Annotated in this window: 12 protein-coding genes; 8 read left to right on the forward strand and 4 right to left on the reverse strand. The window is 63.3% G+C overall.

Annotation, left to right across the window (positions count from 1 at the left end):
- Positions 1-136: 136 nt before the first annotated feature.
- On the reverse strand, positions 137-970 hold the full coding sequence (gene kduI, locus DM806_RS18645) for a 5-dehydro-4-deoxy-D-glucuronate isomerase (RefSeq protein ID WP_179044661.1): 834 nt from the start codon (positions 968-970) through the stop codon (positions 137-139).
- Positions 971-1,030: 60 nt separating this feature from the next.
- Complete coding sequence (locus tag DM806_RS18650; protein ID WP_179044662.1) at positions 1,031-2,083, reverse strand: LacI family DNA-binding transcriptional regulator; 1,053 nt, start codon at positions 2,081-2,083, stop codon at positions 1,031-1,033.
- A 130-nt stretch (positions 2,084-2,213) separates the two neighbouring features.
- On the opposite strand from DM806_RS18650, the gene DM806_RS18655 reads away from it, so the two are divergent.
- From DM806_RS18655 to DM806_RS18665, 3 genes are all read left to right on the forward strand, one after another.
- Entirely contained in the window at positions 2,214-2,999 is a 786-nt protein-coding gene (locus DM806_RS18655) for a 2-keto-4-pentenoate hydratase (protein ID WP_179044709.1), read from the forward strand.
- A gap of 31 nt (positions 3,000-3,030) precedes the next feature.
- A complete protein-coding gene (locus tag DM806_RS18660; RefSeq protein WP_179044663.1) occupies positions 3,031-4,299 on the forward strand; it encodes an MFS transporter in 1,269 nt (422 codons plus the stop codon).
- 212 nt (positions 4,300-4,511) lie between these two features.
- On the forward strand, positions 4,512-5,090 hold the full coding sequence (locus DM806_RS18665; RefSeq protein ID WP_179044664.1) for a hypothetical protein: 579 nt from the start codon (positions 4,512-4,514) through the stop codon (positions 5,088-5,090).
- On the opposite strand, the gene DM806_RS18670 is transcribed toward DM806_RS18665, so the two are convergent.
- A complete protein-coding gene (locus DM806_RS18670) occupies positions 5,091-5,993 on the reverse strand; it encodes an SDR family NAD(P)-dependent oxidoreductase (protein WP_179044665.1) in 903 nt (300 codons plus the stop codon).
- Between the two features lie 132 nt (positions 5,994-6,125).
- Here DM806_RS18670 and DM806_RS18675 point away from each other — a divergent pair, with 132 nt between their 5' ends.
- From DM806_RS18675 to DM806_RS18695, 5 genes are read left to right on the forward strand one after another with little or no spacing between them, the layout of a single operon-like run.
- On the forward strand, positions 6,126-7,550 hold the full coding sequence (locus DM806_RS18675; RefSeq protein ID WP_179044666.1) for an MFS transporter: 1,425 nt from the start codon (positions 6,126-6,128) through the stop codon (positions 7,548-7,550).
- A gap of 37 nt (positions 7,551-7,587) precedes the next feature.
- On the forward strand, positions 7,588-8,346 hold the full coding sequence (locus tag DM806_RS18680; RefSeq protein WP_179044667.1) for a nuclear transport factor 2 family protein: 759 nt from the start codon (positions 7,588-7,590) through the stop codon (positions 8,344-8,346).
- A gap of 5 nt (positions 8,347-8,351) precedes the next feature.
- Positions 8,352-9,779, forward strand: coding sequence for an NAD-dependent succinate-semialdehyde dehydrogenase (locus DM806_RS18685; protein WP_179044668.1), 1,428 nt, complete (start codon positions 8,352-8,354; stop codon positions 9,777-9,779).
- Between the two features lie 3 nt (positions 9,780-9,782).
- Positions 9,783-10,838, forward strand: coding sequence for an amidohydrolase family protein (locus DM806_RS18690; protein WP_179044669.1), 1,056 nt, complete (start codon positions 9,783-9,785; stop codon positions 10,836-10,838).
- Positions 10,835-12,439 (forward strand): MFS transporter, encoded by a 1,605-nt coding sequence (locus DM806_RS18695; RefSeq protein WP_179044670.1) that lies wholly within the window; start codon positions 10,835-10,837, stop codon positions 12,437-12,439. Before DM806_RS18690 ends, DM806_RS18695 begins: the two co-directional genes overlap by 4 nt.
- A 168-nt stretch (positions 12,440-12,607) precedes the next feature.
- Here DM806_RS18695 and DM806_RS18700 read toward each other — a convergent pair whose 3' ends face one another.
- Positions 12,608-14,545 (reverse strand): rhamnogalacturonan lyase, encoded by a 1,938-nt coding sequence (locus tag DM806_RS18700; RefSeq protein WP_179044671.1) that lies wholly within the window; start codon positions 14,543-14,545, stop codon positions 12,608-12,610.
- Positions 14,546-14,652: the final 107 nt, after the last annotated feature.

Raw genomic sequence — 14,652 nt, forward strand, 5'->3', positions numbered from 1 at the left:
GCCGGAAAGATCGAAGGGGGTGGTCATGTCATGTCTCCTTCGTCATTCCCGCGCAGGCGGGAACCCATCTCCCATGCCTCACGTCCAGCGCCACGGTCGGGAGATGGGTCCCCGCTTTCGCGGGGATGACGGCAAATTACCGCAGCTGGCAGATGTCCAGCACGTTCATGTCGGTATAGTCGAGATTCTCGCCGCCCATCGCCCAGATGAAGGCATAGCTCTTGGTGCCCGACCCCATATGCACCGACCAGGGCGGAGAGATGACCGCTTCCTCATTCTCGATGACGATGTGACGCATGGCGTCCGGCTCGCCCATATAATGGAAGACGCGGTCGCCGCCCTGAAGGTCGAAATAGAGATAGATTTCGCTACGGCGGTCATGAAGATGCGGCGGCATGGTGTTCCACACGCTGCCGGTTTCGAGGACCGTGAGGCCCAGCAGCAGCTGCGCGCTCTCGCACACGCCGGGGATCACCAGCTGATAGATGGTGCGATGGTTGGAGTTGGCGAGGTCGCCGCGCTCCAGCGGGTTCGCTTGCTCCAGCGTGATCTTCTTGACCGGGAAGGCTTTGTGGGCGGGCAGCGAGGCGATGTAGAAGCGCGCTTCGGCGCCCTCGAAGATCACTTCCTTGGTGCCCATGGGCACGTAGAGGCATTCCTTGTTGCCGATTTCGTAGCGGGCGCCGTCGACGGTGATCGCGCCGGGTCCGCCGATATTGACGAAGCCCGCTTCACGGCGTTCCAGAAAGGGATGGCCCGCCGCCGACGCCGGCTCGGTCTGGTCGGGGAGCTTCAGGCTGCCACCGGCCGGCACCGCGCCGCCGATCACGAACCGCTCATTATGGCTGTAGTTGAGGACGACCTCACCCTCGACGAACATGCCGCCCACCAGATGACGGTCGCGCAGGCTCTCATTGTCCACGCACTCCATCATGTCAGGGTGCGTCGCGTGATAGGTCTTCTCGAACATGATGCTTCCTCATCCTCGTTGCGATGTCGCATTGGACACCGGTGTCATAAACCCGTTCTATCAATTGTTGGCAGGCGGCGCAACCGATCCGCGACGGATGAGCGTCGAACTGAACATGGACGGTTCCTTGACGTCCGCCCCCTCGCCGATTGCGGTGCCGATCAGCTTGAGTGCAGCGGCACGCCCCATGGCGACGATCGGCCAGCGTACCGTGCTGAGCGGCGGCCAGACCCGCGTGGTGACGGGCGTATCGTCGAAACCGATGATCGACAATTCCTCCGGCACTGCGATGCCCCGCAGCCGTGCGGCATAGAGTACGCCGGCCGCCATCTCGTCATTGCTGGCGAAGATAGCGGTCGGGCGCGGTGTCAGGTCGAACAGGCTTTCCGACGCCGACAGCCCGGATTCAAACGTGTATTGCCCATCGGCAATCAGGCTGCGCGGCAGGCTGATCCCCGCTTCGGTCAGCGCCATTTCAAAGCCTTCGCGTCGCTCCTGCGCCGACCGGAAGCCATGTGGTCCCGCGATCAGGCCGATGCGCCGATGCCCCTGCGCGATCAGATGGCGCACCGCATCGGCCACCGCTTCGCGATCGTTCGACGCGACCATATGCTCGGCATCGTCCAGCATCGCTGACCCCATGCGGACATAGCGGCACCCCTGTTCGTCGAGCATTCGCGCCAGCGCGTCATTTTCCGACATAGGAGGCAGGACCACCACGCCGAACAGGCGCTGGCGCGTTACGAAGCCGCGAATATCATCCATCACATGGTTCGATCCGCGATCGACCGGACGAATCACGAGTTCGAATTCGGTTCCGTGCAGTGCTTCCAATATCCCGCGCTGCATGGACAACACCATCTGTGCGTTGGGATTGTCATAGACCAGGCCGATCAGGAAGTTGCGTCCCAACGCCAGCGCGCGGGCCTGTGGATTGGGAACATAGCCGGTTTCCCGGATGATGGCCTCCACCTTGTCGCGGGTTTCTTCGTTCAGCAGCGGCGACCGGTTGATGACCCGACTGACCGTTTTTTTCGACACGCCCGCCAGACGGGCAATGTCGTTGATCGTCAGCTTGGGCGCTGGCCCCTCTTCCTGTTTATGCTTCGCCATGCCGCCTTATAGTCCAGTTAGCTCGAAGCGCCAGCAGCCAAGCAGACTATGGCTTGTCAATGACACCGGTTTCCATTAACCCGGATTCCATGTTCAACGAAAGGAATATTGCGTGAGCGCAAGCAGCAGCATGGCCGACGCCATCGCGGAACGCTTTCTGTCGGCCCGCAAGGCTGCACACGGCCTTGAGGATTATCCGGGTACGGCGCCGGCCACGCTGGCGGAGGCCTACGCCATTCAGGACGCTGCCTTGGCGCGGGTGGATGAACGGATTGCCGGCTGGAAAGTCGGTCGCATCCTGCCGCCACTTTCCGATCAATATGGCTGCGACCGGCTGGCGGGGCCGATCTTCGCCGGCACGGTCGCCGCGATCACGCCTGATTCCCGAGGCCTTGTCTTTACAGAGGGTTTCGGAGCGATCGAGGCGGAATTTCTCTTCCGGATCGGCAAGGTTCCGACCTTGGGCCAGCGGGAATTCACCCTGGAGGAAGCCGCCGACCATATCGACGCGGTCCATATCGGCGTGGAAATAGCCAGCTCGCCCTTCGTCGGAATCAACAATATGGGCCCGGCCGTCACGGTGTCCGACTTCGGGAACAATAATGGCTTGCTGGTCGGTCCGGCGGTTCCGGACTGGCGCAAGGGAAGCTATGCGCAACAATTGGTGACGACGCGGATCGATGGTACCGAGATCGGCAGCGGCACCGCATCCGCCTTCGCCCGCGGGGCGATCGGCTCGGTCAGCTTCCTGCTCGAAAATCTTGTTGCACGGGGGATTGCCATCCAGCCCGGCTGGTGGATATCGACAGGCGCTGTCACCGGTGTACATGTCGTACAAACTGGACAGAATGTGGAGATGGATTTCGGCCCGCTCGGAATCCTCCATTGCAGGATCGAAGCACAAGAGCCGCGCTAAAAGCGGCCGCATTTCAAGACGGAGCAGGATGATGATGGAAGCCAGTATGAAGGCACGGCCGGTCGGACGGTATCGCTGGGTGGTGGTCGCCCTGCTCTTTGCGGCAACGGCGATCAACTATGTCGATCGCCAGATGATCGGCGTGCTGAAGCCCACGCTGTCCCAGGAAATGGCCTGGTCGGAAACCGACTATGCCAATATCGTCTTCTGGTTCCAGGCGGCCTATGCTGTCGGCTATCTGGGCTTTGGCCGGGTGGTCGACATGATCGGCGCGCGCTTTGGCTATGCCGTGGCGGTGGTGATCTGGACGATCGCGCACATGGCCCATGGCGGGGTTCATAGCGTCACGCAGTTCGCCATGGCCCGCTTTGGCCTGGGTGTCGGGGAATCGGGCAATTTCCCGGCGGGCATCAAGGCCGTGACCGAATGGTTCCCGCAAAAGGAACGGGCCTTTGCAATCGGCCTGTTCAACGCCGGCGCCAATGTCGGCGCGATCGTGACACCGCTGCTCGTGCCATGGCTGACGGTCGCCTATGGCTGGCGCGTCGCCTTCTATGCGACCGGCATTTTCGGCATAATCTGGCTGATCGCCTGGCTTGCCCTTTACCGCCGTCCCGAAGAACATCCCAAGGTAACGGCGGAGGAATTGGCCTATATTCAGCAGGATCCTGCCGATCCGGCGCAGAAGATCGGCTGGGGCCGGATCATCAGCGTCCGGGAAACCTGGGCCTTCGCGATCGGCAAATTCTGCATCGATCCGATCTGGTGGTTCTTCCTCTTCTGGCTGCCCGGCTATCTGGGCACGCGCTATGGCCTCGACCTTATCAGCTTCGGACCGCCGCTGGTGGTGATCTACCTGCTGTCCGACGGCGGCAGCGTCTTTGGCGGGTGGCTGTCGGGCCGGTTGATCAAGGCGGGCAGGACCGTCAATGCCGCGCGCAAGCTGACCATGCTCTTCTGCGCCTGCGCGGTGCTGCCGATCTTCTTTGCCCAGTCGATCGACAATCTCTGGCTCGCCGTGCTGATCATCGGCATCGCAACGGCCGCGCACCAGGCCTTTTCCGCCAACCTCTATGCCTTGCCGTCCGATTTGTTCCCGCGCGGCGCGGTCGGATCGGTCGTCGGCATCGGTGGCACCATGGGCGCTGTAGGTGGCATGGCGATGGCAAAATATGCCGGCTATATCCTTGATAGCATCGGTAGTTACACGCCACTCTTCGCAGTTGCCGGCAGCGCCTATTTCATAGCCCTGGCAGCGGTCCACCTTCTGACCCCGCGTCTGGAGCGCGTCAGCGTCTAAAAGGGTTCGCACATCATCTGGTGGGGAAAGGGCGGTCCGGCGACGGATCGCCCTTTCCTTTTGCCGGCCATTGCCGGGCAACGCCCCACGCCCCTTCGGTAAAGTTTCCGCCATGACACTTTACCGAAGGGCAAAGTGTCACAGCCGACAAAAGTGCGACTCGCCTGAAAAAGCGGATTCACAAGGAGTCCGGTCTGTGCTTGATTCACCTTATGTTTCACGCGTCCGTCTCACCCCGCATGACCGGCGGCAGCGATATTTCGCTGTTGCTCGACCAGCTGTCCCATTGCTGCTCCCGCCCCCGCTATGCCTTCATGCTGCTGACGCTGATTGCCGATGTGGCCCGGCCCGACGGCAGCGCCGGCCCGCTGGTGCTTGAAGGCGATGCGCTGGTCCCGTTGCGCGACTGGCTTTGCGATGCATTGACGCCGATGGGCCATCGCGACCCGCGGCGCATGGCGCTGGTCGATCGGGTGCGGGACGAACTGCGCAAGACCGGGCGCCTGTCGGGTGACAATGTAGCGGACGAGGCACTGGTGCAGGATGAGGTCCGCACACGTGTGCGCGCGTCGGGTAAGACCAATCTCAGCCGCGCCGCCTCCGAACTGGTCAAGGCTGGCCTGCTCAAGCGCCATTATCAGGGCTATCGTGTCGACCATCTCAATCGCGGCGCGCAGCGTCAGGCCGTCTATACGTTGACAGGCCGGGCGCGGGCGCTCGTCGGTGCACCGCCTCCGCAGCAACGCGCTGCGGCCACTCGGCCGCGTCAGGGCGATCTCTTCGCCTCCTGATCAGGCACGATCCCGCGCCTCGCGACGGGCCTTGGCATAATTCTCCCGTCGCATCCGCTCGAAACCGACGCGCTGTTCAAAACCGGCATCTGCGGGATAGTCGCGAAAATCGGCCAGTATCTCGTCGAAGACGGTCGCCAGTTCATCGCGAAATTCCGGGTGTGGGAAAATATGAAACCGATTCTCGCGCATGGCCTGCAATGTCCGCGCGGCGATGACATCGGGTTCCATACCGAACTGGTGCAACTGGGCTAGCCGATCGACGGCGGCGTCATCGACCGGTTTCGCCCCCGCGGCCAGCGTCGCCGGGCGGACTTCGTCACTGGCATAGATATGGCTCTTCACCAGGCCGGGGCACAGCACCGACACGCCGATCCCGTGCGGCGCAAGGCTATAGCGCAGAGATTCGCTCATGCCCCGCACCGCGAACTTCGTGCTGTTGTAGATGCCGGGCGCTGCGCCGCACAGGAAACTCGCCATCGACGCCGTGTTGACGATATGGCCGCCCAGCCCCGCCTGCTTCAGGCGAGGCGCGAAGGTCATGATGCCATTGATGACGCCGTGCAGGTTGACGCCCAACACCCAGTCCCAATCGTCATAGCTGGAGTCGTCGATCGTCTGGAACAGGTTGATGCCGGCATTGTTGAAGACCAGGCTGACCGGCCCCAGCGTCGCTTCCGCCCGATCGGCGGCGTCGGCAAAATTCTGCCTGGACGCGACATCGAGATGGACAGCCATGACATGCTGATTGGCCAGCGTTCCGATCGCCGTTTCCAGTGCATCTTCCCGAATGTCGGCAATCGCGACCTTGCACCCTTCGGCCAGTAGGGCGCGCGCCAGGCCAAGCCCGATCCCGTTGGCGCCCCCGGTTATGAAGGCGGTTCGTCCGGAAAATTCCAGCATCCCATTCTCCTCTGTCGATCTTTGTAACGAGCGTGCATTTTTTTCTCGCCATATTCGTATAGATCACTTACAAATTCACCAAGCCGAAATTTCACCCCTATGAATAAAGGGGGAAGTGGAGAGGAGAAGGTCATGGCCCTGGCACCCGCGCCGATTGCGACCGATGGTCCGTGGAATGAAGAAGGCATGGTGCCGCTGGACACGGCCCGCTCCCCAAGCGCGTCCTACAGCATGACGGCTGCCTATTGGGCACTGTTCGTCATCGTCCTGGCGACCTTCGTCACCTTTTTCGAGCAGGTGGTGTTCGCCATGCTGGCCGAACGGATCAAGGCTGACTTCGGCCTCTCCGACTCGCAGCTAGGTTTCCTTGCCGGCCCGGCCAGCATCATCTGCTATCTGTTCGTTGGCATCCCGCTGGCGCGTCTGGCGGACATCTTCCCTCGCAAATATGTGCTGGCCGGCGGTGTCGCGGCGCTGGGCGTCATTACCTCAATGGGCGGCATCGCCCAGAATTTCGGCCAGTTCGTCGGCACGCGCGTCTTTCTGGCTGCGGGGGGATCGGCCCACGCACCTTCTTCCTATTCATTATTGGCCGACGCATTTCCGCCGGCTGTCCTGACGCGCGCCTTCGCCCTGCTGCAATTCGGCTTCATCGGCGGTACCACGCTGGGTCCAGCCATAGGCGGGATGCTGATCGCGATGGTGGCGGGATGGGCGCCGACGCAGCATGGCGGCCTCACCATATTGGGCTGGCAATGGCTGATGATCTGGCTGGGCCTGCCTGCGTTGATGGTCTCGCTGCTGTTCCTGACGATCAAGGAACCACCGCGCCAGGCCCCGGCAGCGGGTGCCATGCCGCCGCCGTCCGGCGGCTCGATCGGCCGCCATGTCCTGACCTTCACGGGTCTTGATGCCGCCAGGGCGATCCATGCCAAGCGTCGCGTCTATTATCCACTGTTTGCGGGGCTGGCGCTCAGCGCGGTGGAGGTGTTCGGCCTGCAATTCTGGCGCGTGCCCTTCATGATCCGCACCTATGGCTGGAATGAAGCGCAGATCGGCGCGGTCATGGGCACGATGACGCTGGTGGCGTCGCTGCTCGGCCTGCTGCTCGGCGGGATCTTCGTCGAATGGCTGGCCAAACGCCATGCCGACGCCAATGTCCGTGCGGCGGCGATCTTCTTCGGCTGCGTCACGATCTGCGCCATCCTCGCCCCGCTGATGCCCAATGGCTACGCCTCGCTCGGCGTCGCCAGCGTCGGCGCGATGTTCGGCATCGCCGGCGCGGTGCCGCAAAATGCCGCGATCCAGCGCGTCGCGCCCAACGCCATGCGTGGGCAGGTGACGGCCATCTATCTCTTCATGTTCACCTTCTTCGGCGCGATGGGCAGTTTTCTGGTGGGGCTGGTGCAGGACTATATCGTCGGCGATCCGCGGCAACTCTGGAAAACGCTGCTGCTGACCGCCAGCGTCCTGCTGCCGATCGCCACCTTCTGCATGACCCGCGCCATCCGCCCCTATCGCGAAGAAGTGGAGCGGCTGGCTGCCGAAGCAGCCTAATTCGTAAGTGTTGCATACAATGATGGGAGAGAGAATTATGTCCGACGCCGACCGCATCGCGCATCTGGAAAAGACCGTCACCGACCTCAACAGCCGCCTGCAACGGCGCGAGGATGAACTGGACGTGCGCAAGCTCCAGCATCTCTACGGCTATCTGATCGACAAATGCCTCTATAACGAAACGGTCGATCTTTTCGCCGACGATGGCGAAGTCCGCTTCTTCGGCGGCGTGTGGCGCGGCAAGGCCGGCATCCGTCGCCTCTATGTCGAACGTTTCCAGGCGCGCTTCACCCATGGCACCAATGGCCCGATCGACGGCTTCCTGCTCGACCATCCGCAATTACAGGATATTGTCGACATCGATCCCGATGGCGTCACCGCCCATGCCCGCGCCCGGTCGATGATGCAGGCCGGCCGGCACAAGGACTATACCGATCCGGCCAATCCGGCACTGGGCGCGCGCCAATGGTGGGAAGGCGGCATCTATGAAAATACCTACAAGAAGGTGGATGGCGTCTGGCGCATCCAGATCCTGAACTATATGCCGCAATGGCATGCCGATTTCGACAAGGGCTGGGCCAACACACCGGCCGAATATGTTCCCTTCCCCAAAATCACCTATCCCGAAGACCCGACCGGCCCCGATGCGCTGATCGCGGATCACTGGCTGTGGCCGACGCACAAGCTGGTGCCGTTCCACATGGTCCATCCGGTGACGGGCAAGCCAATCGTCGCCGAACGCTGGCAGGGCGACATCGACCGCGAACAGGCGGCGCGCGAAGCGGTGAGCGCCTGATCCCCATGGCCTATCCCGATCTCTACCTGATGATCGACGGCCAGCGGCTGTCGGGCGGCGGGCGGCGTACCCACAAGGTCGTCAACCCTGCCACCGGCGCTCCGCTGGCCGACCTGCCGCTTGCCAACGCCGCGGACCTTGATGCCGCTCTCGCCGCGGCGCAGCGGGGCTTCCGCCGCTGGCGGGACAGCACAGCGCACGACCGAGCCGCCGTGCTGCAAGGCGCGGCGCGCCTGATGGTCGAGCGCCAAGAGGAACTGGCTCGCATCGCCACGCTGGAGCAGGGCAAGACGCTGGCCGAGGCACGCGCCGAAGTGATGATGAATGTCGGCCTGTTCAATTTCTACGCCGGCGAAGTCTTCCGCCTCTACGGTCGCACACTGGTGCGCCCGGCAGGCCAGCGATCGATGGTGACGAAGGAACCGGTCGGCCCGGTCGCGGCCTTCGCGCCCTGGAATTTCCCGATCGGCAATCCGGGCCGTAAGCTCGGCGCGCCGATCGCGGCGGGATGCTCGGTGATATTGAAGGCGGCGGAGGAAACGCCGGCCAGCGCGCTCGCCGTGCTGCAATGCCTGATCGATGCGGGCCTGCCCGGCGACGTCGCGCAGGCCGTGTTCGGCGTACCCGACGAAGTGTCGCGCCACCTGCTCGCTTCCCCGATCATCCGCAAGATGAGCTTCACCGGCTCCACCCCCGTCGGCAAGCATCTGGCGAAACTCGCGGCGGAGGATTGCAAGCGCACGACGATGGAACTGGGCGGTCATGGCCCGGTGCTGGTTTTTGCCGATGCCGACATCGACAAGGCGCTCGATACGCTAGTGGCGGGCAAATATCGCAACGCCGGGCAGGTCTGCGTCTCGCCAACGCGATTTGTCGTAGAATCAGATGTGTATGAACCATTTTTAAAAGGGTTTATCGACCGTGCCGGACGGATCGCTGTCGGCGACGGTCTTGATCCGGCAAGCATCATGGGGCCGATGGCCAATCCGCGCCGGCTCGATGCGATGGATCGCCTGATCGGCGAAGCCGCCGCCAAGGGGGCGACGCTGGAAATGGGCGGCAGGCGGATCGGCAACACAGGCTATTATTTCGCGCCGACCATCCTCTCCAATGTTCCGCTCGACGCCGCGATCATGAACGAGGAGCCGTTCGGCCCGGTCGCGCTCATCAACCGCCATGCCGATGAAGCCGCCATGATCGCGGAAGCCAACCGCCTGCCCTATGGCCTTGCCGCCTATGTCTGGACCGCAGATGGTGCGAGGCAGCGACGCATCGCCCGCGAATTGGAAGCCGGCATGGTTGGCGTCAACACGGGGATGATCGGCGGATCGGATTCCCCCTTCGGCGGCGTCAAATGGTCTGGCCATGGCGCGGAGGACGGCCCGGAAGGGATAGAAGCCTGCCTCATCACCAAAGCCATCCATGAAGGATAACCGATGACGCATGAATTGAAGACGGGCGGCGACCGTGGCTATCGCCGCATCGCAACCGAGGAAGCCTTCGCCACGAGGGAACAGATCGACGCCTATCTTCGCATGGTGCGGAATGGCACGGCGGACAAGGGGATGGTGTCGCTCTGGGGCTTCTACGCCCAGTCGCCGTCCGAACGGGCCACGCAGATCATCGACCGGCTGCTGGACCTTGGCGACCGCCGGCTGGCGGACATGGATGCGACCGGCATCGACGTGGCGGTCCTGTCACTGACATCGCCCGGCGTGCAGCCGCTGCCGGATATCGACGAGGCCAAGGGGATGGTCGCCCGCGCCAACGATCATCTCGCCGATCGCTGCGCCGCTCATCCGACCCGCTTCGTCGGCATGACCTCCATCGCGCCGCTGGACCCGCACTGGTCGGCCGCCGAAATAAGACGAGGCGCCGGCGAATTGGGTTTCAAGGGGGTGATGGTCAACAGCCATAGCCAGGGCGAATATCTGGATGACCCGAAGTTCGACCCGATCTTCCGCGCACTCGCCGATACCGGCCAGCCACTCTACATCCACCCGTCCACGCCGCCCGACGCTATGATCGGCCCGATGCTGGAGGCGGGTCTGGACGGCGCGATCTTCGGCTTCGGGGTGGAAACGGGAATGCACCTGCTGCGGCTGATCACCATCGGCATTTTCGACCGCTATCCCGACTTGCAGATTATCGTCGGCCATATGGGAGAGGCGTTGCCATATTGGCTCTACCGGCTCGATTACATGCACCAGGCCGGGGTGCGATCGCAACGCTATGAACGGATGAAGCCGCTCCGCAAGAGCATCCACGACTATATGCGATCGAACGTCTGCGTCACCACCAGCGGCATGGCCTGGGAACCGGCGATCCGCTTCGCGCAGGAAGTACTGGGCGAGGAGCGGGTGATGTATGCGATGGACTATCCCTATCAATATGTGGGGGACGAAGTGCGCACCCATGATCTGCTCGACATATCCGACTCCGCCAAGCGCAAGCTGATGCAGGGCAATGCCGAGCGCGTGTTCCGCCTGTGAGAAGCCCCGTCCCTTCCCGCAGTGCGGCTTATTATGCGCTGGCCCTGATCGCCGGGACCAATCTGGTCAGCCTGCTCGACCGAAACATCCTGGCCATCCTGGCGCCTGCCATCAAGGCAGACCTGAAGATCGGCGACGGGGAAATGGGGCTGCTCTACGGCACCGTCTTCGCGCTGTTCTACGCGCTCTTCTCCTTGCCGCTCGGAAGGCTGGCGGACGGTTGGATCAGGACGAAGCTGCTCGCCATCACCATCGGCTTCTGGTCGCTCGCCACGGGTGGCGCGGCCTTTGCGACGGGCTTCTTCACCCTGATGCTCTCGCGCCTGTGCGTCGGCATCGGCGAGGCGGCATCGCAGCCCGCCGGCACCAGCCTCGCCTATGATTATTTTCCGCGCGAAAAGCGGGGCATGGTGATGGCCGTGATGGCCGCCGCGATCGCCATTGGTCTTGGCGGATCGCTGATCATCGGCGGCGTGGCCGCGCAATGGTGGGACGCCAAACATGCCGATGGCGGCGCGCCTCTGGGCCTCAAGGGCTGGCAGTTCGCCTTCGCGGTCGCCGCGCTTCCCGGCTTTCTGATCGCCTTCCTCATGTCGCGCCTCGTCGAACCGCAGCGCGGCGCGATCGACGGCATTCAAAGCCCGCCCGATCCGCATCCTTTCCGGGCCAGCATCGCCCTGCTCGGAGCGGTGACACCCGGCTTTCACTGGCTGAGCCTGGCGCAGGCGCGCGCCAGCGGCCGCGACTGGGCGCGCAATCTTGGCCTGCTCGTGCTGATTTTCTGTGCCATTTTGCTCGCGATCCATTGGGCGGAAGCCTTCTCGCCCCGTCCGCCGCTGATGCTGGGCGGCGTCCCCATCAGTCCTCATGTCGTGCAATGGAGCGTCATCGGCTTCGGCGCCTTCGTCGTCGTCAATCTAATCCAGAATCTGAAAGGCCGCGACCCCGTCGCTTTTGCGCTCATCACCCGCAATCCATCGCTGCTCCTTTGTATCGCGGCCGGATCGCTGCAAAGCGTGATCAATTATGGCGTCATGGGCTTTACCCCGTCCTTCCTGATGAAAAGCTACGGCCTCTCCGCCGCCGACACGGGTATGCAGTTCGGCCTGCTCTCGGCCGGGCTGGGGGTGATCGGCCCGCTGATCGCCGGCCCCTTGTCCGACCGGATCGGGACGCATCGCCTGTCGCGCCGCGTCTGGGTCGCGCTGTTCGCGATGGGCCTGTCGCCGCTGATTGCCCTGTGGGTCTATCGCGCCGCCGACCCCGGCAGCTTTTACCTGCGTTTCACCCTCTACAGCCTGGTCCTGACGATGTGGATGCCCCCGCTCTATGCCGTGCTGTTCGAGCAGGTTCTGCCCCGCATGCGGGGCTTGACTGTCAGCCTCTATATCGTTGTGTCGACCATCTTCGGCCTCGGCACAGGCCCCTATGCGGTCGGGATGATCAGCGATGCGCGGGGTGGCGATCTGGGCGCGGCGATCCTGTCGATCAACTGGGTGGCGCCGCCCCTATTCCTGCTGTTGCTGATCCTGCTCTGGCGCGTCGAACGCGATCACGCCAGCCTGCTGCCGCGTGCGCGGATTGCGGGCGAAGCCGTCTAGAGTGATTTCGAGTGAAATGGAACATTTCACGGCTCGGAAATCACGGAAAACAAAAGAAAATAGTTTATCCTAATTCAGCGTAAACAGGATCAACTCTAGACCATCCTGCGGAAAAGCTGTTCCAAGCCCTGGTCATTGCCGTCGGGGCGCAGGATCGGCACTGACCCGTCAACGGCCGGTGTCGTCCTTTGCGGGCACATCCACCGGGATGGCGAAGGACAGATGCGGCGGCTGGTTATAGGCGCTGTTCTGCCATGTGATGCCGAGACGATAGACCGGATCGTGCATCAGCGTGTCCAGGCGGATCGCCGTCGGCCAGGGCGTGGCATAGATACGCAATTCGCTGCTGTCCGCGCTGCGTAAAATCAGTTCCTCGCGCCAGTCGCCGACGATATCGGCCGACAGGGCGGGGTTCTGCTTCGTCCCATTGTTCGATTCCACGCTCTCGGGCGCAAGGAGCGGCACTTCCCTGCCGTTCCGCCAATCCCATTTGGTGATCCGCGTACCGTCCAGCAGTTCGCGCAGCCCGTCTCCATCCCACCATATGCCGAAATTGGCGGCGCGGGGATGACCGCCGGGGATGACATTGCCCTTTGCATCCCACAGGTCGGACGAGTTGGAAGCCCAGGCCTCCGCCCCCGGATAGCGCGGATCGATATCCATGGCGATTCCCCGCCCCGTGTCGCGATCGGCCGGCTTGGTCCAGAGCCGCTCGCCGGTCCGCGCATCCAGCATCGCCGCGCCGATATTGCCGTTGCTGCGCATATCCTCGTGCACGCCGAATTTTTCGAGGCCGGGGCGTGTCGGGTCGAGGTCGGACACATGCATGGCGTCTCCGTGGAACAGGCGCGCCGTCCACAAAGTGTTGCCATCGTCGTCCACCGCCATCGACCCATAGATAATCTCGTCGCGGCCATCGCCATCCACATCGGCGACCGACATCTGGTGATTGCCCTGACCAGCATAATCGGCATGGCCAGGCGATGCGCTGTCGAACAGCCAGCGCTGGCTAAGTTTGCCGTCGCGCCAGTCCCAGGCGGCGATGGTCGAGCGGGCATAATAGCCGCGCGCGAAGATCAGGCTGGGTCGCCGCCCGTCCAGATAGGCGATGCTGGCGAGATAGCGTTCCGATCGGTTGCCATAGGCATCGCCCCAGGTCGCCGCCCGCTCCTCGGAGGAAGGATTGTCGCCGCTCGGTCCCCGCGCCGGCGCATAGGGCGCCGTGGCAAGCGCCTTGCCGGTCAGGCCGTCGAACAGGGTCAGATATTCCGGCCCGCGCAGGATCCGCCCCTTCAGCCGCGCGACCTTGCGTCCATCGGGCAGGACGGTGGCGCCGGTGCGATCGGCCTGCGGCGTTTCGCCATCATGTTCGCGCCAGTCGGCCCTGGCGTCGCCGATCACCGTACCCGTCCCGTCTATGGTGCCATCCGCGGTCTTCATCGCCACCTCGGCGCGACCGTCACCGTCCAGGTCGAAGACCATGAACTGCGTATAATGCGCACCCGACCGGATATTGGGGCCCAGGTCGATCCGCCACAGCCGCTTGCCGTCCAGCGTATAGGCATCGAGCAGGGTTTCGCCGCTATAGCCGCCAAAGGCATTGTCCTTCGCGATCGAAGGATACCATTTGACGATGATCTCATACCGGCCGTCGCCATCCAGATCGCCGACGCTCGCATCATTGGCGGAATAGCTGTAGCGCTCTCCATCGGGCGTCACGCGGTCGGCCGGCTTGTCGAGCCGGATCGGCAGATAGCCCGCCGCCCATGGCGTCGTCGTGGCGACGATCCTGCCGCCGGCGTCGCGCAGGCTGTAATGGCTCCGGGCGCTACCGGCGGGATCGGTAACGCTGGCCGCATCCCTGGCGCCAACGGTCCTGATCGGCTTGCCGTCGCGCAGCAGGGTGAAACGGCCATTCTTCGCATCGGTTGCGAACAGGCGCCAGCTGACATGCATGCCCTGTCCCGACGCCAGCGGCACCGCAACCAGCGCACGATCGAGCCGTTCGATCTGGCGCGAACCAGCAGGTGCGGCGTGGACCGCAATCGCCCCCGACAGCAGCGCCGCCAGACCTCCACATTCCGCCAATGCTTTGCGCAGCCGCATATGCCGTTCCTCTCGCCTTTTGCCGAAGCTATAGGATGGCGGCAGGAACACGGCAAGCATGTTCCACATTTACTAACTATGTCCCATTTATCGGGACTTGTGGCAAA

It is taken from the genome of Sphingobium lactosutens (assembly GCF_013393185.1).
GTDB lineage: Bacteria > Pseudomonadota > Alphaproteobacteria > Sphingomonadales > Sphingomonadaceae > Sphingobium > Sphingobium lactosutens_A.

Excerpts from the sequence above, each read along its gene's own strand:
- kduI (WP_179044661.1), bottom strand. The coding sequence starts at position 970 with ATGTTCGAGAAGACCTATCACGCGACGCACCCTGACATGATGGAGTGC.
- DM806_RS18650 (WP_179044662.1), bottom strand. The coding sequence starts at position 2,083 with ATGGCGAAGCATAAACAGGAAGAGGGGCCAGCGCCCAAGCTGACGATC.
- DM806_RS18655 (WP_179044709.1), top strand. The coding sequence starts at position 2,214 with ATGGCCGACGCCATCGCGGAACGCTTTCTGTCGGCCCGCAAGGCTGCA.
- DM806_RS18660 (WP_179044663.1), top strand. The coding sequence starts at position 3,031 with ATGATGGAAGCCAGTATGAAGGCACGGCCGGTCGGACGGTATCGCTGG.
- DM806_RS18665 (WP_179044664.1), top strand. The coding sequence starts at position 4,512 with ATGTTTCACGCGTCCGTCTCACCCCGCATGACCGGCGGCAGCGATATT.
- DM806_RS18670 (WP_179044665.1), bottom strand. The coding sequence starts at position 5,993 with ATGCTGGAATTTTCCGGACGAACCGCCTTCATAACCGGGGGCGCCAAC.
- DM806_RS18675 (WP_179044666.1), top strand. The coding sequence starts at position 6,126 with ATGGCCCTGGCACCCGCGCCGATTGCGACCGATGGTCCGTGGAATGAA.
- DM806_RS18680 (WP_179044667.1), top strand. The coding sequence starts at position 7,588 with ATGTCCGACGCCGACCGCATCGCGCATCTGGAAAAGACCGTCACCGAC.
- DM806_RS18685 (WP_179044668.1), top strand. The coding sequence starts at position 8,352 with ATGGCCTATCCCGATCTCTACCTGATGATCGACGGCCAGCGGCTGTCG.
- DM806_RS18690 (WP_179044669.1), top strand. The coding sequence starts at position 9,783 with ATGACGCATGAATTGAAGACGGGCGGCGACCGTGGCTATCGCCGCATC.
- DM806_RS18700 (WP_179044671.1), bottom strand. The coding sequence starts at position 14,545 with ATGCGGCTGCGCAAAGCATTGGCGGAATGTGGAGGTCTGGCGGCGCTG.